This is a genomic window from Oceanococcus atlanticus (genome assembly GCF_002088235.1).
Classification (GTDB): domain Bacteria; phylum Pseudomonadota; class Gammaproteobacteria; order Nevskiales; family Oceanococcaceae; genus Oceanococcus; species Oceanococcus atlanticus.
In genome coordinates this window covers 190,188-208,651 of record NZ_AQQV01000003.1, presented here as the reverse complement: position 1 = coordinate 208,651, position 18,464 = coordinate 190,188, and the positions used below count along the sequence as shown (strand labels likewise).

The window sequence follows — 18,464 nt, the reverse complement described above, 5'->3', positions numbered from 1 at the left end:
ACATGAGCGACAAGAACAACAGCACCTACGGCAATCCGGTCCTGGCCACGCTCAATGGCATCGTCGACCTGTTTCGTCACAAAGAACCGATTGGCGAGATTCGCGACAGCGATCGCCTCGACGGCCTCACCTGCCTGGTCACCGGGGCCAACTCCGGGCTCGGCAAAGCCATCGCGATTGATTTCGCGCGGCGTGGCGGACACGTCATCATGGCCTGTCGCAGCGGCATCCCCGAGGCTGGCGAAGAGGTCAAGCAGGCCAGCGGCAGCGACAAGGTCGACATGGTCAAGCTGGACCTGTCCGACATCCAGGCCATCCGCGCGTGCTGCGCCACGCTCAAGCAGCAAGGGGTAAGGCTTGACCGGGTGGTGCTCAATGCCGGTCTGGTGCCGCAGAAGCCACTCAAGACCAAGCAGGGTTTCGAGATGATGTTCGGCGTGCACGCGCTGGGCAATCGGGTGTTTGTGCAGCAATTGCTGCACGACGGCAGCATTGCCAACTCAAGCTTTGCCGAATCGCCCAATGCCGAACCCGGCAAGATCCCGCGCATCGTGTTCGTGTCGTCCGAAACCCATCGCTCGGGCACGCCGATCGAACTCGACAGCCTCGGCCAACCGGTGGAATACAGCGCCATGGGCAGTATTGCCCAATACGGCCACAGCAAGCTGGTCATGACCAACTACGCCATGGAGCTGTCGCGCCGACTCAACCCGGGCAACACGGTCGAGGTGGCCGTCCACGCGCTGTGCCCCGGGCCGATCAATTCGAACATCGCGCGCGAGGCGCCCAAAGCCTTCAAACCGATCTTGAAGGCGGTGATGGGGTTGATGTTTGCGAGCCCCGAAAAGGCCGCGCGCCCGGCGATTTATCTGTCCAGCTCGCCCGATGTCGAAGGCCAGACCGGTCTGTATGTGCACCTGATGGTCAAGAAGGACGCCGCCGCACAGGCGCTGGACCCGCAATTGGGCCGCGCCGTGTGGACGCGCATGCAAACCCTGATTGACGCCCACAGCCACTGAGGACAGCGATCATGCCTAGCGCTCAAGCCGACATTCTCATCCACGCGCCGATCGATCTGGTCTGGCAGGTCATGACCGACATCGACAACTACCGCCAGTGGAATCCCTTTGTCGAGCACATCGAATGCGCCGATACGCCGCTACGGCTGGGCAGCGATCTGACCCTGCACATCCACTTCTCCAACGGCTGGCAGCGGCAGGAAATTGAACGCATCACTCGGCTGGAGCCGCCGGCCGAGCATGCGGGCATCAAGCGCGCCGCCCTGCAGTACATGTTCACGGGCTTTCTGCATGAGTGGAATCTGGTGCGTGGGCAGCGCCCGCAGCTCATCGAACAACGTGGCGTCGGCCAGACCCACTATCACACCGAAGAAACCCTGACAGGCTGGCTGTCCTGGGCCACGCCGATCAAACAGGTTCAGGACGGTTTCGAGCGCCACGCTGCGGCACTCAAGGCGCGCTGCGAAGCCCTGGCCGGGCAAACGGCCTAGCTGCGACGGCCTTTGACCCCACGCGCTTCGCGTTGATAACGCTTGTAGCTACGGGTTAGCGTTTTGTCGTGGGCATTGCGCTCGGCGATGCTGCGGGCATTCTGGGCCTGCTCGCGCTGCAATTTCTCGTAGCTTTGCCAGCGCCGCTGGCTGAGCGCGCCACTGTCTATGGCGGCGGCAATGGCGCAACCGGGTTCGCCCTGATGCGCACAGTCGTTGAAGCGGCATTGCCCAAGATGGCCGACAACATCCTCAAACAGTGCATCCAGGCCATCTTCACAGCCAGGCAGCTGCAACTCACGCATGCCCGGTGTATCGACAATCAGCCCACCGGCACGCAACCAGTGCAGAGACCGCGCGGTGGTGGTGTGGCGGCCTTTGTCATCACCATCTCGGGCCTGCTGGGTGTCTTGTTCGTCGTCACACAAGGCATTGATCAAGGTTGACTTGCCAACCCCTGAGGAGCCAACCAGCGCCACCGTCTGGCCTGCCCCGCACCAGGCGTTGAGCACCTCGACCGAGGCCGGGTCCTTGGCATTCACCGCCTCTACCCGCAAACCGGGACTTAACGCCGAGGCCGGCCCCACATAATCCTGCACGGCATCACACTGATCCATTTTGGTCAGCACGATGACCGGCTCGACCTGCGCATCAAGGGCCAGCGCAAGGTAGCGCTCCAAACGTTCCAGGCTGAAATCGGTATTGCAGGAACTGACGATGAACAGGGTGTCCAGATTGGCCGCGATCAGCTGCTGATCGGCGCGCTCGCCGGCCGCCCGCCGCTGGATGCAGCCATGCCGCGGCAAACGCTCCAGCGGCAGTGCCACACCATCAGTGACCTCAAGCAACAACCAATCGCCCACCGTCAGATCGTACTTGCCCGGATACAGCGCAAGGTCGATCTCGAACACCTGATCGACCGACCAGGCCACCGCGCGAGAACGATCAACACGCGCCAGACGCGCCGGCACCGCATCCGGCCGAGCCTGCCAGACGGCCTGCCAATGCTCGGCAAAACCCAGGCGCGAAAGTTGCTCGGGGTTCAAGTCAACGGAGATGCGAACGATTCATGCGCTGCATTTTAACGCCAAAAAGCTGTGATCCTGTTCACACCACGAAATCTTCGTCACCAGTTGTGGTGACGCTGCCGTTGTCCCGGCTTCGCTGTAATGGTGTCTGCTTTTCGTGGCGTAGGAGACCGGCCATGCAGCCAGCCGTTTTGACCCAAATTTTTCGTTGTATCGTGCTTGTGTCCTTGGGCTTGAGCGGCCCCGCGATCGCACAACTACTGCCCTACGACCAACGGCTTCAAGCGGCCACGCCGATGGACTTGAATCACTTCGGGTGGGCGGTTGCTATTGACTCCAACACAGCTGCCGTAAGCCGCCTGCGAGACCAGAGCAGCACACCGTTCTCGGACGCGGTGGAGGTTTACCTGAAAGACGAGCTGGGCAACTGGAATCTGACCCAAACGTTGCACTCGCCGCTGGCCGAGCAGCCCAATAGCCGCCACAGTGGAAGCTTTGGCTATTCGATTGATCTGTCCGGCGACATTCTGGTCGTCGGTGACTACGCAGCAAACGGCACGCCTAAAGACGATCCGGATGCCCCCGGCGCAGCCTGGGTTTACGAACGAGATGTAAACGGGCTGTGGCAGATGAAAGCTCGGCTAATGGGGCAAGGCCCACATTTTGGTGATTATCTGCAGGAAGACTTACAGTCCGGCTTGGCCGTCAGCGTTGATGGCGACATGATTGCCATCGGCGGCCGCGAACGCATTTATAACGTGGCAACAGGCCAACGCCGCACGCACGGCACGTCTTACATCTTTGAGCGACAAGACAATGGCGACTGGCAACAGGTGGCAAGTTTTCAGGCCCAAGGCGATCCGATCGGCTTCAGCTATTACGCCACTCAGCCTTTCTCTGTGGATATCAATCAGGCACGTCTGCTGGTCGGCGCGTACGGCGGAATGTATCCCGACAACGAACCCTCTGCGCACTGCCAACATAGCTACATCTATGCTCGAACGGACACTGGCTGGGCGCTGGAACAGCGGCTACGCCCGCCCAGCGCTGGCGGTTGTGGCAGCACCAGCGGATCAGGTCGTGCAGTCAAGCTCGACGGCAACTTGGCCGTCATCGGTGGCAATGGATTTGTCGCCATTTACAAACGTGACAACCAGCTTTGGACGCTGGAGCGCGAAATTCACGCCGGCACGGACATTCCTGGCGCAGGCATACAATTTGGCCACGCGCTGGCCCTGGACAACAATTTGCTGCTTGTCGGAGGTGGCACCTCACCCGGCGCACAGGGCAATGTCACACGGATCAAGCGCGGCGCCCAAAGCCAGTGGCAAGATTACTGCATCTGGCAAGGCGAACCCGGCAGCAATCTGGGTGCATCAGTAGCGTTAAACGGCACTCACAGCATCATTGGCGCAACAACAACGCCCAGCGATCAACACGACAAAGCCGGCGCAGCTTATACCTTTGATGCCGGGACAAATTGCGGCATTACCGCTCAGTTTGATTATCTGCCCAGTGCGCCTCTCACCGGCGAATCGATTCAATTCATCGACACCAGCCATGCTGATGAAGGGCTACAAAGCTGGCGTTGGGATTTTGATGGGCACGGCCACAGTGAATTGCAAAATCCATCGTTCAGCTTTGACGATGATGGCAACTACTCGGTATGCCTGACGGTTTTCGACCACATTGAGCGCCAGGACACCCATTGCCAAATCATAACGGTGCGCAATCAGGGGCCACATGCTGAATTTACCCATTCATCCCCCGCCAATACGACAAGCCCGACATCGTTTACTGACTTGAGCGACGATGCGGATGGCCAGATCACCTCCTGGCATTGGGATTTTGGTAACGGTGCCATCAGCCAGGCACAACATCCTGTGCATCAATACGGTCAAGCCGGTGACTACCTCGTCTGCCTTCGCGTAGAGGATGACGATGCCGCAACAGACCAACTGTGCAAAATGCTGCGTGTCGAACAAACCTCGCTTATGCACTACGGCAAAGCTTACGGCCTGCAACTCAAACCATTGCTCAAGCCAGTGGCGCGAGCCCAACGACGTGACAGTTGTGGCGGTCCAGCCAGCAGCCATGGCGAGTTCATTGGCGTGGCCATACCCGGCGTTAGCGCGCAGGCCATTGCCACTGAGGTGGATGTAGACCCAAGCGGCAGCAAGGCAAGCGTGTACATACCCTATCTGTCAGCGCAGCTCAGCCCATTGCTCAAGCTTGAGTTGGTCGGCCTCAAGGTGATCGCACAGACAAATAGTGCCAAGGACACGCCCCATCGCGGCTACATGTCGATCGCTTCACTACGCGTCAATGGCAAACAGCTGGTCCGCGATTTGCTAGAACCCGACAGCAATACACGTTTGAAGATTGCGCCGAACTTGAAGCTGATACTTAACCACCAGCATATCGACGATGACCAGATCACCGTCAACGGACTCAAACTGGTTGCTCCACTGGGCGTTGAACTCACCGTGGGCCATGCCATCGCGGGGTACGCTGAATGCTTATGAGCGGGTGATCCTGCATGCGCAGGTCTGGCACCTGCCGATCACACTTGCGGGTCCACGATGAGGTCGTCATAGTCCACTCTGATCCCGCAACCTCAGCGCCATGTCCCTCAGCACACGGATAAAAACCCTGGTCACCGACCGTGTCGCCGCCAGCCGCGGCCCGCTCAACCGTCTGCGCGCAGAGCGTTTTGGGCTGACCCGCCTAAGCGGCGGCAAGCCCGAGCTGGTGCTGTATTACGAGGCCGGGGATGCCCATTCACATCTGTGTGCGCAGTGGCTGCGGGCCAATCATCAGCGCATCAAGGCGCCCTTGCGTATTCGCATGGTGCCGCCGCCGGCCGCCGAGACCTACCCCGAAGAAGCCAGCCAGCGGCGCATGGCCATGCTCGATGCTGCTCGCATCGCGCCAGCGTGCGGCCTGAGTTGGCCGCTGCAGGCGCAGCTTGCCGATGCCGATCAACGCGAGCGGGCCGGCCGACTGCTGGCCGCCGTAGAGACGGATCTGAACCTCTGGCTCGAACGCGAAGCCGTGCTGGCCACGGCCCTTTTCGCAGGCCAGACCATTGAAGGCAACCTCACCCCGGACAGCGCCGACGTGCTGGCACAAAACCACCAACACCGCGCTCACCACGGACACTACCTGCCGGGCATGTGGCAGTACCGCGGTGACTGGTTCTGGGCTTTGGACCGCATGACCTATCTGGAGACTGCGCTGCGCAAACAGGACGCGTACACCGATCCCGCGCCGCTGCTGCAAGTCAAACCTGAACACTACGCCCTGCCGGCATCGCGCACGGATGAGGCCATCGAGGTGTTCTTCAGCTTCCGCAGTCCCTACTCGTATCTGAGCATGGCCCAGCTGCGTGAGGACTATCAGAACTGGCCCAACCCGGTGCGTATCCGCCCGGTGCTGCCCATGGCCATGCGCGGCATGAAAATCCCCCGGGCCAAAGGCTTTTACATCGTCCGCGACGTGTACCGTGAAGCGCAGCGTCTGGGTATTGCCTTCGGTCATATTGCCGACCCGATCGGCGCTGGCGCGCAGCGCTGCCTGCAGGTTTTCCCGCTGGCCCGTGATACCGCGCAGCAAATCGAGTTCTGCTACCAGGCGGCACACGCCATCTGGAGCGAAGCGGTGGATGTGGCCACAGACGATGGTCTGCGTCTGGTTTGCGAACGCAGCGGCATCGATTGGCATCAAGCACAGGCCAACCTGCTCGACACCGCCCATCTTGAGCACGCCGAGAACAACCGCAAAGCCTTGTTTGAGGCCGGTGCCTGGGGTGTGCCGACCTTTCGCCTTGGCACCTTCGTGTGCTGGGGCAATGACCGTCTGCCCATGCTCAAACAACTGCTCAGCAAGCCTGACGCTGCGCAAGTGGCGCAAACCGGTTAAAATTGACCGATCGGTTGGGGCTTCGCCTCTACCGGCATCAGACATCCATCCCAGAGTCAGCGGAAGGTCTTTCCGCACCACGGTCATTGCATGACTTGGACCCGGGCACGGCCACACGGCTGGTCACGCCTCCAAGCATAAGCCGTATCGGCTCTTACAACAGAGAGATCCTCGCATGTCGAACAATGAAGTCGTTGTCCTGAGCGCTGCGCGCACAGCTATTGGCACTTTTGGCGGTTCCCTGAAATCAGTCCCGCTGGCTGATCTGGCGACCACTGCTGTCAAAGCCGCGATCGAACGCTCCGGTGTGGCCACCGATCAGTTTGGCCACCTCGCCATGGGTACGGTCATCCCCACGGTGCCGCGTGATGCCTATCTCTCGCGTGTTGCCGCCATTCAGGCAGGTCTGCCGCAGGAATGCCCTGCATTCAACGTCAACCGTCTGTGTGGTTCCGGCCTGCAGGCCATTGTTTCGGCCGCGCAATCGCTGATGCTGGGTGACGCCGAAGTCGCCATTGGCGCCGGCGCAGAAGCCATGAGCCAGGGCGCGTACATGTTGCCCAGCGGTCGCTGGGGCGCACGCATGGGCGACGGCCAGATCCTCGACTTCATGACCGGCGCGCTGCATGACCCGTTCCAGAACGTGCACATGGGCATCACGGCCGAGAACGTGGCTGAGAAATACGGCATCAGCCGTGAGCAGCAGGATGCCCTGGCCGCTGAAAGCCAGCGCCGCGCCGCCCGCGCCATCGAAGAAGGCCGCTTCAAATCACAGATCGTTCCGGTCGAAATCAAGACCCGCAAGGGCGTGACGGTGTTCGACACCGACGAGCATGTGCGCGGTGACACCACCGCTGACACGCTGGCCGGTATGCGTCCGGTGTTCAAGAAAGACGGCCTGGTAACCGCAGGCAACGCATCGGGGATCAATGACGGTGCCGCCGCGATTGTGCTGGCCACCGCCAGCGCTGCTGAAAAACTGGGCAAGAAGCCGCTGGCCAAAATGCTCGGCTACGCCCACGCGGGTGTCGACCCGGCCTACATGGGCATTGGCCCGGTGCCGGCTTCACGCAAGGTGCTCGACAAACTGGGCCTGAGCGTTGCCGACATGGATGTGATCGAATCCAACGAAGCGTTTGCCGCCCAGGCCTGCGCCGTGGCCAACGAACTCGGTTTTGATCCGGACAAGGTCAACCCCAACGGCTCCGGGATCTCGCTGGGTCACCCGGTGGGTGCCACGGGCGCCATCATCACCACCAAGGCGCTGTACGAACTGGAGCGCATTGGCGGTCGTTACGCGCTGGTCACCATGTGCATCGGTGGCGGCCAGGGCATTGCTGCCGTATTCGAGAAGGTCTGATCATGGCGCAGATTCGCAACATTGGTGTGGTCGGTGCCGGCCTGATGGGCAATGGCATTGCCCAGGTCTCTGCCGTGGCCGGTCTCAATGTGGTCATGGTCGACATCGCCGAGGCCGCGCTGGAACGTGGTCTGGCCACCCTGAGTAAGAGCCTGGACAAGCTGGTTGCCAAGGACAAGCTGTCGGCCGACGCGCGCAACGCGGCCCTGGCACGCATCACCACCACCACGGACTACGCCGAGCTTAAAGGTGTTGATCTGGTGATCGAGGCGGCCACGGAAAACCGCGACATCAAGGTCAAGATTCTCAAGCAGCTGGATGACATCCTGCCGCAAGCGGCGATCATCGCGACCAACACTTCGTCGCTGTCGATCACCGAGCTGGGTGCGGCGACCAGTCGCCCGGATCGCTTTGTCGGCATGCATTTCTTCAACCCGGTGCCGGTCATGGCCCTGGTGGAGGTGATCAGCGGCCTGCAGACCAGCCAGGACACCCACGACACCGTAAAGGCCTTCGCCAGCGCCATCGGCAAATCGCCGATTTCGGTCAAGAACGCACCGGGCTTTGCGGTCAACCGCATCCTCTGCCCGATGATCAACGAGGCGATTTTCGCCCTGCAGGATGGGATTGCCACGGCTGAAGACATCGATGCCGGGATGAAGCTGGGCTGCAATCAGCCGATCGGCCCGCTGGCTCTGGCTGATCTGGTCGGCCTGGATACCTTGCTGGCCATCATGGAGGTGTTCGTGCAGGAGTTTGGCGACCCCAAATACCGCCCTGCACCACTGCTGCGTGAACTGGTTGCCGCAGGCCACTACGGGCGCAAGACCGGACGCGGCTTCTACCAGTACTGAGCGCTTTATCTGCGTTTGAAAAACCCGGCCTTGCGCCGGGTTTTTTGTGTCTCAAGCCCAGCTTTGCGCGCCGCCGGTCTAAACACGCGCAACAAACAAAGCAGCAATCAGAGCGCCGCCCAGCAACGCTATCAGCACATTCACCACAATGCCCCAGCGCGGGCTGTAAGCTTGCGGAATTTCCGCGGCCTGCAGCGTTTTCAACACGCTGGCGTACTGGCGGCATGAGTACAGTGCCGCGAACCCGCCCAGCGCAATGAACGCGAGTCCGATGTAGAAACTGGCCAGCATCGAACCGGTATCTACACTGTCCGGCTTGAGCGCCTGCATCAGCAGCCCGGCCCGTTCAACCAAAAAGCCAAAAGCGATCAGCGCCAGACTGGTGCGGTTCCAGGCCAGCAGTGTGCGCTCAGCGGCGAACAGCACACGGGGATCTTCAAGTTGAGACATGGGCTTGGTTCACCCAGCTCAATGTTCGTCGGCCGGGGCGCTTGCCCGGGCCGGCGTCAACAGGTCGATTTGTGGCTGCAGCAAAATCGGCGGGCGACGCCCTTCGATCGCGTCCGCCATACGCTGAGCCGCGTCAGGATGAACCGGGGTTGTTCGCGCCTGCGCCTGCTCCCAGGTCTGGCGGTCTGGCCACTGGGCATAGGCCAGCCACCACCCATCATCCGTTTTATGCAGCCGCGAGCCCAAACCGCCGCACTGCTCACGAATAGCCAATGTCAGATCCTGCCACGCCTGCTCGAACGCGGCCTCGCAACCCGCGCGCACCATGAATTGGTAAACCACACAGAATTTTGTCGTTACGTCATCCACGCAATGTACTCCTCAAGCATCGGCAGGTTTGGGTGCGCTCAGCGCCTTGCTGTATACGCCGGAGGGGTCAAAGCAGCACACCCGCCGTTTACCTTCGCTCAACATATCGCAGGCACCACGAATGCGCTTGTCACGCGTTTTGGTCTGCTTGGCGGATTCCACCCAGTGAATCCAATCCACCCGGGCCAGTGTGCTCGTGTCCTGCCATCCCCGCAGAGCCTCAGGCGCTGCCTGCAAGGCGGCGTGCAAATCCTCAGGCACCTGCGGCTCAGGCTCCGGGTCCAGCGGCTGAATACTGAAATGTGCCATGCACGCTGGGCCCGGGCTCAGCGCTGCAGTCTCAATAAGGTTCTGATCAATCCTGAGCCAGTGACTACGCTGTCCATCGGGTTCCAGCCTTGCGCTAAAGGCCACGCCATTGATATGCCCATGGACGCTGGTGCGCCCACGCCGTGGCAACACCGCACTGGCCTCACGCGGCAAAACCGAAAAAGCCCACGGCTCACCGCCCGACGGCAGGTGAGCCCACACCACCGGCGCGTCAAACTGAGTTTGTGAATCGCTTTTTGCCATGGACAAGCTTTGTTGGCCTGAGAACAGACGACCACAACACTATCAGCTCTGCCAGCGTGAGCACCATGCACGCATTAATCCGGCCTGGAAAAACCCCACAACGGATGAAAAACCGGCATTTTTGATCAGCACTTCAAGCTCGCCTGGCGCGACGATCGCCACATCTTTGGCATACGCCTCACGCAAGTTTGCGATATCAATCTCGGACAGTTGGGCGCGCCCCATCATGCTCATCCAAGCCGCCAACAAAGTGGCATAGTCCGGGCTTTGGGTATCGGCCGACAGATCTGAACTGGCCAGCAACCCGCCGGGTTTCAGACGCCGCCCTATCGACTCGAAAAACCGCCTGCGCTGATCCTGATCCAGCATGAACTGCGACACGAGGAAACAGGTTGCGGCATCAAACGCGACGCCCTGTGGCAACTGGTCGAGATACCCGTGATGCAACTGGCAGCGGCTCGCAAAGCCCTCGGCTTCAGCCCGCAAGCGGCATTTCTCCAGCATGGCGCCCGAGGGTTCGACCACGGTGAAGCGCCAATGCGGCATACGCTCGGCCAGGTACGCCACCTCTGCGCCCGTGCCTGCGCCCACGCAGAGCAACTGCGCATGTGACGGCAAGGTGCTGAAGAACGACTCCAGCAGCAGGTGCAGACAGGTGCGAATGGGCGCGGTGCGCGACCATCGGGCATCGTAGTCTTTGGCCTGTTGGTCAAACAGCGCGGTGAGTTCGTCAGCCTGCATAAGAAGTCCTCCTTGCTACGCCTGCGCCTGGATCTTCCAACAGGCCGCGCTGAAGCGCACCTGATTACCGTGCACAAACGGCTGGAAAGCGTCGCGCACATGAGCCGTGACTTTCTCGCGCGTTGGCGCATCAACTCGGGTCAGCGCACGGGCAACCGGGCCCAGCAAACTGAAATAGCGCACCAGATCGGATTCCGGCATCACGCAGTCATATTCGACCGGGACAATGTGCACACGTTGCCAACCGGCCTGTTGCAGCAAGGTGCGAACGCGCTGCTCGTCCGCAAACGCGAATTGTCCAGGCTCATGATCCGCACGGGCCGGCAAGCCAGGCAAATGTGCTGCCGCCGCCGCTTCGGCTGCCGTCATGAACGGATTGTGGGCCATACCGCGCCAGGCTACGGCCGCCAGTAGGCCGCCTGTTCGGGTGGCATGACGCAGATTCTCGAAGGCAGCCACCGGTTGCTCGAAGAACATCAGACCAAAGCGCGACACCAGCAGGTCGAACTCACCGCGTTCGAACTCATGGTGCTGCGCATCGCCATGCAGCCAGTTCAGGTCCAGTCGCTCAGCGTTCGCCTGCTGCCGCGCGACTTCCAGCTGGGCCGCCGAAACGTCGATGCCCGCAGCGGCTACGCCGAGCGCCTGGGTCAAGGTGCGCAGCGTGCTGCCGGCCCCACAGCCCACATCAAGTATGCGGCGCGGCGCATGCGGGCGAACCCAATCAACCAGATCCTGATCAATCGGCTGGAACAGCACATCAACGATGGGCTGTGCTTTTGACCACATATCCCCAGCGTTTCCGGACCAGGCTTCGTCCGCGTTCAAATTCACAGGTTCACCCCGCATTCTGACGTCCATGATTGTGTTTATGCCTCGCAATCCAACAGTGCGTGCTAGGCTACAACTTAAAGTTAACTTTAAGTCAAGCCTTCATGGACATTTCCCAGGTAGCCCGACAATCTGGCCTGCCCGCCTCCACCCTGCGCTACTACGAAGATAAGGGTTTGATCCGCTCGCTCGGTCGTCACGGACTGCGCCGCGTCTTCGGCCCGCAAATTCTCGATCAACTGGCGCTCATTTCATTGGGGCGTGCAGCGGGCTTTTCGCTCGACGAAATCCGCCAAATGTTTACCCCCAAGGGACAGCCCCAGATCGATCGCCAGCAATTGCGCAACAAAGCCGACGAACTCGACCGTCAAATTCGAAGGTTAACGGCCATGCGTGACGGTCTTGTGCACGCGGCAGCCTGCCCCGCACAAGATCATCTGGCCTGTCCCAAATTCCAGCGCTTGCTGAATCTGGCCAGTGCCAAAGGCAAGCGCGCCAAACCCGCCTGATTTGGCAACAGCCCGCTGAACTTCAGCGTGTGCTTGCCCACCGGTCGCGCTGCAAGCGATACAGACAGTGCGGGCGCAAAGCGTGGCCCGGCGGCACAGCCGGGTGCTCAAAGCCAGCTGTATCAGCCCGCATGCCCAGGCGTTGCATCACCGCGCTGGAGCGTCGATTGCTCAGTGCTGTAAACGAAACAATTTCAGGCAGATGCAACTGCTCGAAACCAACAGCCAGCGCCGCCCTTGCCGCTTCAGTGGCTAGACCTTGGCCCCAGAAATCGGCACTCAAGCGCCAACCAATCTCTACACAGGGCGAAAACGGCAGCGCTACGCCAGGACGGTTCAAACCGACAAAACCCATGAAACGACCACTGGCCCTGTGCTCTGCGGCCCAAAAGCCCCAACCATGCTCAGCAATAAAGTCTCGATTACGCTGAGCCAGGGCATCACTTTGCACACGGCTGAGAAGCTGCGGAAAATGCGCCATGACCTGGGCATCCGCATTAAGCGCAGCAAAATCAGGAAGATCACTCTCGCGCCACTGGCGCAAACGAACACGCGCGCTCAGTGGCTCGATCAACGCGACCATGACGTTGTTTTGCGTTTAGCCGGCACCTTCGCGACTCAGCAGGACGCCCGCAAGCGCAACCGCCACCAGTTCCAGCGCAAGATATACAAACATCAGCGTGTTAGCCGCACCGTCAAGCGCCATACCCAGCATCCGCCCAACCGCCATGCCCAGCATCAGCAGCAATACGGCCTGCAATCCCACACGAATGGTATTGGCATGCGAAGCGAGCAAGAACAGAATCAAGCCGACGGCCACCGACATGCCGCCATAGGTGGCACGCATGTCGATCAACGCGGAGGCCGACTGCGGCACCGCAGCTGTACTGAACTCAGCCATAAACGCTGGCGCAATAGCAAAGGCCAGACCGTATGCGACAAACACCAGGGCAGTGAGCTGCACCAGCAAGCGGGAAAACGTCATACAACTCTCCGGTTGATCATGCACCGCTAGCCCACGGGCGGGTAACGATCGAAGGCTGGTAGTTCATGTGCAGATGCCATCCACGACACCCGCTCAGCCACCTGAATCTGAATCCGCGCAGGTACCGCCTCCGGATCATCGTAGGTCCCGCTCTGAATATCGATCAGCCCCGGCAGGGTTTCGGCGTTGGCGTAAAACAAGCCTGTGCCGCATTCCGCACAAAACTGCCGCCGACCATGTTCAGACGAGGCATAGACCTTGGGCACCCCTTGAGTGATACGCAGCGCGTTTTGCGGATACATCGTCCACCCCACCATCGGCGCGCCCGCATGCCGACGACAGTCGGAGCAATGACACAACGCATGGGTGAGCGACTCGCCCTCAATCTCGTAACGAATCGCGCCGCAATGACATCCACCGGTTTGCTTCATATGTTGTCCCCTTGGCTCAAACCCAGCACTACAGGGCTGAGCTTAACGGCAATTTAGCCTGCATCACCACCGCATCAGCAACAAAATGCGGGTTGTTGCCGCGCCGCGTTTCTTTGAAGCCTGCACGCTGCCAGAACCGCATCGCCTTTCGGTTGCTTGGTATCACAGCAATGCCCAACTGGGTGCAGCCCCAGGACTGAGCAAGGCATTGCACATACCCAAGCGCCTCACCCCCCAAACCGCGCCCTTGATGCGCCTCTGCGAACAGCAGCAGACCGATGAAAGCGCTGGTTTTCGAGGGGTATGCGCGCACCAGATCAGGACAGCCCACAGCCACTTCGTTCTCACGTATCAGCAGTGAGAACTTATCGACCAGCTGTTTTCCCTGCGGCAGGAGCAGCATGTCTCTCGCGGCGGCATCCCGCGCTGCCGGCTGGCCCGAAACCACGCGGTGATACTCAGGTGCTTGCTCCAGCATGGCTTGGTAGGCCTGAACGTCCTCAGCGTTATGCGGGTTCAGACGTTGGTAGCGCAGCGCCAACGCTATCCCTTCGCAAGATCAGCTTGTTTCGATCTGATCAGCAGGTACACCGCAAACCCGGTGGCCACGCCGGGCACCAAACCCAGCAACAGAGCAACCCAGCCATAGTTCACGCCGAGGCCGCGCTCGTACACAACCCACACCGCAAGCACGCACCAGCACATGATGGTGTCTGTGGCATAACCGGCCGCGTAGGGATTGACGAAACCCGCCATCAACGCCGCCCACACATCCGGGTTCTGCATCAGTGGCGGAATGCACAGATACACAAAAGCCGCAGCAAAACCCAAAGCCAGAAGCCATAACAAACTGCGATAAACGGTTTCACTCATCTCAACACGCTCGATTAACACTGATCAGACAGCGTGGCGGGTCTGGGCCATTCCTTCAATGCTCCAAACCCAGATTCGCTGGCGCCGGCAAGACAAGCGCCTCAGGAACAGGTGCCTTGTGGGGCCCCAAGCCCGCTGCAGCGGTGACAGGAACACTCGGACCGACCTCTTCCAAAAACACATCATCAAGCCAAATCTTCCCGCCACCTCGCAGACCGACACCATAGGCCAAGGTCACCGCCTCAGTGGGAATGTCCAGCACAATGACGTATGCCTGCCAGCCCAGGGTGCCTTCGATCCTGCGGTCGCTCATATTATCGAAGGCCACCACGGTGCCGTCGGCCCGATCGGCACGCAGCCACAACCACGCATTGTTTGCCTGCTTGGATTGAACATGCGCAAGCAATCGAACCCGCCTGCCCTGATACGACGATGCGTCTATGGCCTGCATCAGTGTGGCAAATTGGACATCTGGTGCGCCCAGCGAATCAAGAACCGCGCAGGCCTCACCTTCGAAGGCTGTAGATCTATCCAAAAATGCCTGATAGCGGGTGCCCGCAGGATCGCGATACACAAACCATCCTTCCGGTATAGGACCCGCAATCACACCAGCGCCGGCCCAGCATGCGGCGGAACAACTCAAGACCAAAGCAACGACAATAAATTTCTGCATAGCTCGCTTTGCTCCTCTTGATTCAACTTGCCTGATGACTCAACTGCAGGTGCACGCCGAGCCTTGGAAAACGTCCACCGAAATCAGACAGCGACTACTGGAAGACTCTTCCGTTGTGCTTCAGCCAGCCGTTCTCATGGCGGCCTGCGGGATCATGGTGGGTCCAATGCACCACGCCACCCAGATCGTTGGTTTCGTAGACACCATTAAATTCCACCCTGTCACCACGTTTAAGCGACCCAATCCTGGGCGCAAGGTCAATGTTATGGGCGACAAGCACCGTTTGGCCTGATTGCAAGCGCAGAATGAAACGCTGATGACGGCTGCCCTTGTTGTCGTCAGGTAAAATTTTATGCACCAAGCCATGTCCTTGTACCTGCCGCCCGGCATGGCGATGATCAAATGCAAGAGGGGCCGAAGCGGTCGCCGTGAATGCGGGGTTGGATGCCCCCGAAAATGGTCGCTCTTGTGAAAGCCCGGAGCCACCGAGTTCGGCATAACCAAGATAGGCGCCGGCGAGCACAATCGCCGCTACTACGAGTTTTCTCACGTTCGGTGTCTCCACAGTAACTGGATGGTCACGGTTTGCTGCCGCCTAACCTCAAGGGCATAGATCACATGACAATTGGGGCTGCGTCTTTTTTGCAGCAACTATATTTCACCTGCAAAAACTTGTTAAGCAACGTCTGCGCCGCTGGTAAATGAATACATTGCCGCGTCGTGATACTGGCCTTTCAGCAGCAGTCTGGCTTTGGCCACGCCTTCATAGTGCGCCCCAGCTTTCTCAGCAACCCGTCGACTGGCCGTGTTGCCAACAGCGACAACCACTTCCAGACGATTGAAATCCGTATTGCTCCGAGCCCAGGCTACCAAGGCGGTTACGGCAGCCGTAGCCAAGCCCCGACCTTTCGCTGAGGAGCGTATCCAGTAGCCAAGATTTGCGATCCTGTTCGCAGGCCTCAAGGCATTCAACCCAACACTTCCGACATATCGGCCGGCAGCATCCAGCACAAAGAACTCGTAGCCTTGAGGCGCAATGTGACCAAGCCAATGATTGACGTCATCCATCGAGTATGTCGATTTGGCCCAAGCCAACCAAGGCTCCAGATCAGCGCGTGACTCATGCACTGCCTCAAACAGATCGGCGGCATACTGATAATCGGCAGGCACGAGTTTGAGCATCGTGTTTTAGCGCTTGGCACGGCCCAAAAGTGTGGTTTGCTTGCGCTCAAACAAGCCCAGGCCACTTCCGTAAAACGCAACCGTGGGCTCAAGATCTCTGTCCCAAAGGGGGGCAGGCACAGATGTGGCGTCATAAAAACCTTCTTCTTTTGCAGGCCTGGCACCTTAACGCCGCTGGCCGAAAACCCTCAGCGCTCGACATCAACACCAACGCTTTCTAATCCGCTTCCTACAGCATAGTTCTGCGCAAAGAATTCCACCATGCTTCTTTCCTCTGGATCTGGAAGCATTCGCTTGGCCAAGAAAAACGCCTTGATGGCCGTATCACCAATAAAACGCTGCCCAGCCGTGGGGTGCTTTAATTGCATCCTTTCACGGACTTCAGGGTCGATAAGGTGAAGAAAAACACCTTTCGCGGTGTGCTGCAAGGATGCGGGAAACCAATAGTCCGCCCACTCATCAGCCATGGCTTCAACAACGGCGTCGGCGGCAAGGGTATGAGCGAAATGTTTCTTCTCATAGCACTGCATCCACGTCATGAAGGCTGGAAGCGTCTCAGGTATATCTTGAATATTCAGTAGCTGGCCTATTCGGCACCAGAAATTGAACTGCGCCTCATACTCGGCATAAGAAGGTCCACCAAGCCCAGCAAATCGCTGACCAATCCTGTACGGCAAACATGCGAGCGTCGCCAATGTATACAGCGATAGATCGTTATGTATGGGGAAATTGGCATGGATTCGGTTGAGGCGTTCGCAAATGGCAACGCCTTCGGGACTGTCACCATGCCGATACAGCTCACCGAAAAATATCATTGAATCGAAATTGCGCTTTCGTGTCCGTCGCATGATCGTTCCACGCCCCTCCCGGTAAAGGATTCTTGCCGTGTCCGGGATGCCCATGTTGTAGGCAAAGGCGACATTGAACAAAGCGTGCAGGAAAATCGGCGTACCGAATCTAACCTCAAAACTTAAATGAGCCATCCGCTGCGCATCAGACCTGGGATCAAGGGTGGAGATTTCACTGCGCGCCCAGCTCCAGCGTTGTTTAGACATGACAAATTTCCGATTAGAAATGATATGCCAAACACTAATGCGACTTTTTAATCGCATTCAAATCGCATTTTGTGCAACCCGTGACCAAGCGTGCTCAGGTATCCAGGCACAAGGCACAGCGAAGCTAGACGCCTAAAAATCAGAACCGGATGGCCACAAGGCGACACCAGCAGTTCGCATTTGAAGATGCACACGTGGTTTTCGGCCACAGCGATGGCGCCGAGCAACATTTCGCCAGCCCACCCTGAGCGACGCTGTGCATCGCTGAATCAATACGATTCATACGTCCGCTGCACGCACTCAAAAGCGAGCGTCTGAGCTTCTCGCTTTTAAGACAACGACGATAGAGGCGGATCAAACCCTAGCCACGGCGTATTGGTGAGCGTCTTTTGCACGGAGCAGCACGATCCCCACGCCGACAAACCAAACGATTTGCAACAGTCCAAAAACCGCTCCCATTCCACTTAGCGCCGGAACGATTGTGACGGCCCCACAAACCCCGACAACAAGGCCAAGCAGGTTAATCGAGTTCGGCAGCACTGACCGTGACCGGAGCGCCGCAGCACTGATGCCGAGAACCCAAAGCCCGCCAACCACTTCGACGCCGCCGCCGATTCCATCTTGGACAATACCGATCATCGTCCAAGTCTGCGCCGCTGCTTCTGCACCTGTTTTATAGGCCTGTGCAACCCAGGCAAGTCCTACGTTCGCAAGCATTCCGCTCGCAACAACCAGGCCTGCCCAGATCAGCCCGAATGGTGTCGCGATTGACACAAGCAGTGAACTCAATGGTTCAAGCAAACGGTGCAGCACAACGGCAAGAACCACCAACGCCGCACCGAACACCACATAAATGACAACGTTCCAGAATACGAACAGCGATTGACGCTCAAGAATGAATTCCAATTTCTGCACCTGCGTCCATCCCTCGGTGCTGCCTGGGTTCATCAACGTCGCCAACAAGCCGAAGCCAATTAGGTAACAGAGCGCCTGCACCAATGCGGACACGCCGCCGATTCGCATTTCAAGCTTCATGGTTCCTCAACATCAGGTGTTTCGGGGGAAGGCCGCATTGGCAGCGGCAGAAGTGGGAAACGGGTGGAGCGTCGCCCGCGATGT

Annotated in this window: 23 protein-coding genes; 7 read left to right on the top strand and 16 right to left on the bottom strand. The window is 59.2% G+C overall.

The annotated features are described in order from the left end of the window. Positions 1-2: 2 nt before the first annotated feature. Together ATO7_RS11905 and ATO7_RS11900 are read left to right on the top strand one after the other, a co-directional pair. Positions 3-1,019, top strand: a complete 1,017-nt coding sequence (locus tag ATO7_RS11905) for an SDR family NAD(P)-dependent oxidoreductase (protein WP_083562006.1) — start codon at positions 3-5, stop codon at positions 1,017-1,019. Between the two features lie 11 nt (positions 1,020-1,030). After that, a complete protein-coding gene (locus ATO7_RS11900; protein WP_083562005.1) occupies positions 1,031-1,510 on the top strand; it encodes an SRPBCC domain-containing protein in 480 nt (159 codons plus the stop codon). Here ATO7_RS11900 and rsgA read toward each other — a convergent pair. Further along, on the bottom strand, positions 1,507-2,556 hold the full coding sequence (gene rsgA, locus ATO7_RS11895; protein ID WP_158523188.1) for a ribosome small subunit-dependent GTPase A: 1,050 nt from the start codon (positions 2,554-2,556) through the stop codon (positions 1,507-1,509). The genes ATO7_RS11900 and rsgA overlap by 4 nt on opposite strands. A gap of 158 nt (positions 2,557-2,714) precedes the next feature. On the opposite strand from rsgA, the gene ATO7_RS11890 reads away from it, so the two are divergent. The 4 genes from ATO7_RS11890 (at position 2,715) to ATO7_RS11875 (ending at position 8,673) form a co-directional block, all read left to right on the top strand. Next, entirely contained in the window at positions 2,715-5,063 is a 2,349-nt protein-coding gene (locus ATO7_RS11890; RefSeq protein ID WP_158523187.1) for a PKD domain-containing protein, read from the top strand. A 100-nt stretch (positions 5,064-5,163) separates the two neighbouring features. After that, on the top strand, positions 5,164-6,459 hold the full coding sequence (locus ATO7_RS11885) for a DsbA family protein (protein ID WP_083562002.1): 1,296 nt from the start codon (positions 5,164-5,166) through the stop codon (positions 6,457-6,459). 175 nt (positions 6,460-6,634) lie between these two features. Continuing rightward, positions 6,635-7,819, top strand: a complete 1,185-nt coding sequence (locus ATO7_RS11880) for an acetyl-CoA C-acyltransferase family protein (RefSeq protein ID WP_083562001.1) — start codon at positions 6,635-6,637, stop codon at positions 7,817-7,819. A gap of 2 nt (positions 7,820-7,821) precedes the next feature. Further along, a complete protein-coding gene (locus ATO7_RS11875) occupies positions 7,822-8,673 on the top strand; it encodes a 3-hydroxybutyryl-CoA dehydrogenase (protein WP_083562000.1) in 852 nt (283 codons plus the stop codon). Positions 8,674-8,751: 78 nt separating this feature from the next. Here the strand turns inward: ATO7_RS11875 and ATO7_RS11870 are convergent, their stop codons facing one another. The 5 genes from ATO7_RS11870 to ATO7_RS11850 are packed head-to-tail and all read right to left on the bottom strand — an operon-like array spanning position 8,752 to position 11,640. Beyond that, positions 8,752-9,123 carry a YidH family protein gene (locus ATO7_RS11870; protein WP_083561999.1) on the bottom strand — a complete coding sequence of 124 codons (372 nt, stop codon included), beginning with the start codon at positions 9,121-9,123 and terminating at the stop codon, positions 8,752-8,754. An 18-nt stretch (positions 9,124-9,141) separates the two neighbouring features. Beyond that, positions 9,142-9,492, bottom strand: a complete 351-nt coding sequence (locus ATO7_RS11865) for an antibiotic biosynthesis monooxygenase (protein ID WP_206044913.1) — start codon at positions 9,490-9,492, stop codon at positions 9,142-9,144. Between the two features lie 12 nt (positions 9,493-9,504). Next, a complete protein-coding gene (locus ATO7_RS11860; RefSeq protein ID WP_083561997.1) occupies positions 9,505-10,065 on the bottom strand; it encodes a YdeI/OmpD-associated family protein in 561 nt (186 codons plus the stop codon). A gap of 42 nt (positions 10,066-10,107) precedes the next feature. Beyond that, a complete protein-coding gene (locus ATO7_RS11855) occupies positions 10,108-10,806 on the bottom strand; it encodes a class I SAM-dependent methyltransferase (protein WP_083561996.1) in 699 nt (232 codons plus the stop codon). 15 nt (positions 10,807-10,821) lie between these two features. After that, complete coding sequence (locus tag ATO7_RS11850) at positions 10,822-11,640, bottom strand: class I SAM-dependent methyltransferase (protein ID WP_158523186.1); 819 nt, start codon at positions 11,638-11,640, stop codon at positions 10,822-10,824. 59 nt (positions 11,641-11,699) lie between these two features. Here ATO7_RS11850 and ATO7_RS11845 point away from each other — a divergent pair, with 59 nt between their 5' ends. Further along, the gene (locus ATO7_RS11845) at positions 11,700-12,146 is read left to right on the top strand and encodes a helix-turn-helix domain-containing protein (RefSeq protein ID WP_407938468.1); all 447 of its coding nucleotides are present in this window, start codon (positions 11,700-11,702) and stop codon (positions 12,144-12,146) included. 22 nt (positions 12,147-12,168) lie between these two features. Here ATO7_RS11845 and ATO7_RS11840 read toward each other — a convergent pair whose 3' ends face one another. The 10 genes from ATO7_RS11840 to ATO7_RS11795 form a co-directional block, all read right to left on the bottom strand. Further along, on the bottom strand, positions 12,169-12,729 hold the full coding sequence (locus ATO7_RS11840; RefSeq protein ID WP_083561993.1) for a GNAT family N-acetyltransferase: 561 nt from the start codon (positions 12,727-12,729) through the stop codon (positions 12,169-12,171). A 15-nt stretch (positions 12,730-12,744) separates the two neighbouring features. Next, positions 12,745-13,131: a DUF4345 domain-containing protein gene (locus ATO7_RS11835; protein WP_083561992.1), complete on the bottom strand. Its 387-nt coding sequence runs from the start codon at positions 13,129-13,131 to the stop codon at positions 12,745-12,747. A 26-nt stretch (positions 13,132-13,157) separates the two neighbouring features. Continuing rightward, positions 13,158-13,562, bottom strand: coding sequence for a GFA family protein (locus ATO7_RS11830; protein ID WP_083561991.1), 405 nt, complete (start codon positions 13,560-13,562; stop codon positions 13,158-13,160). Positions 13,563-13,590: 28 nt separating this feature from the next. Then, positions 13,591-14,103 carry a GNAT family N-acetyltransferase gene (locus tag ATO7_RS11825; RefSeq protein WP_083561990.1) on the bottom strand — a complete coding sequence of 171 codons (513 nt, stop codon included), beginning with the start codon at positions 14,101-14,103 and terminating at the stop codon, positions 13,591-13,593. Between the two features lie 2 nt (positions 14,104-14,105). Further along, a complete protein-coding gene (locus tag ATO7_RS11820; protein ID WP_083561989.1) occupies positions 14,106-14,435 on the bottom strand; it encodes a DUF2834 domain-containing protein in 330 nt (109 codons plus the stop codon). A gap of 55 nt (positions 14,436-14,490) precedes the next feature. Then, a complete protein-coding gene (locus tag ATO7_RS11815; RefSeq protein ID WP_206044912.1) occupies positions 14,491-15,009 on the bottom strand; it encodes a hypothetical protein in 519 nt (172 codons plus the stop codon). Positions 15,010-15,202: 193 nt separating this feature from the next. Then, positions 15,203-15,658: a DUF3465 domain-containing protein gene (locus ATO7_RS11810; protein WP_083561987.1), complete on the bottom strand. Its 456-nt coding sequence runs from the start codon at positions 15,656-15,658 to the stop codon at positions 15,203-15,205. A 125-nt stretch (positions 15,659-15,783) separates the two neighbouring features. Then, on the bottom strand, positions 15,784-16,290 hold the full coding sequence (locus tag ATO7_RS11805) for a GNAT family N-acetyltransferase (protein ID WP_083561986.1): 507 nt from the start codon (positions 16,288-16,290) through the stop codon (positions 15,784-15,786). 188 nt (positions 16,291-16,478) lie between these two features. Then, positions 16,479-17,345, bottom strand: coding sequence for an oxygenase MpaB family protein (locus ATO7_RS11800; RefSeq protein WP_158523185.1), 867 nt, complete (start codon positions 17,343-17,345; stop codon positions 16,479-16,481). A 354-nt stretch (positions 17,346-17,699) separates the two neighbouring features. Then, positions 17,700-18,380 (bottom strand): DUF4386 family protein, encoded by a 681-nt coding sequence (locus ATO7_RS11795; protein ID WP_083561984.1) that lies wholly within the window; start codon positions 18,378-18,380, stop codon positions 17,700-17,702. Positions 18,381-18,464: the final 84 nt, after the last annotated feature.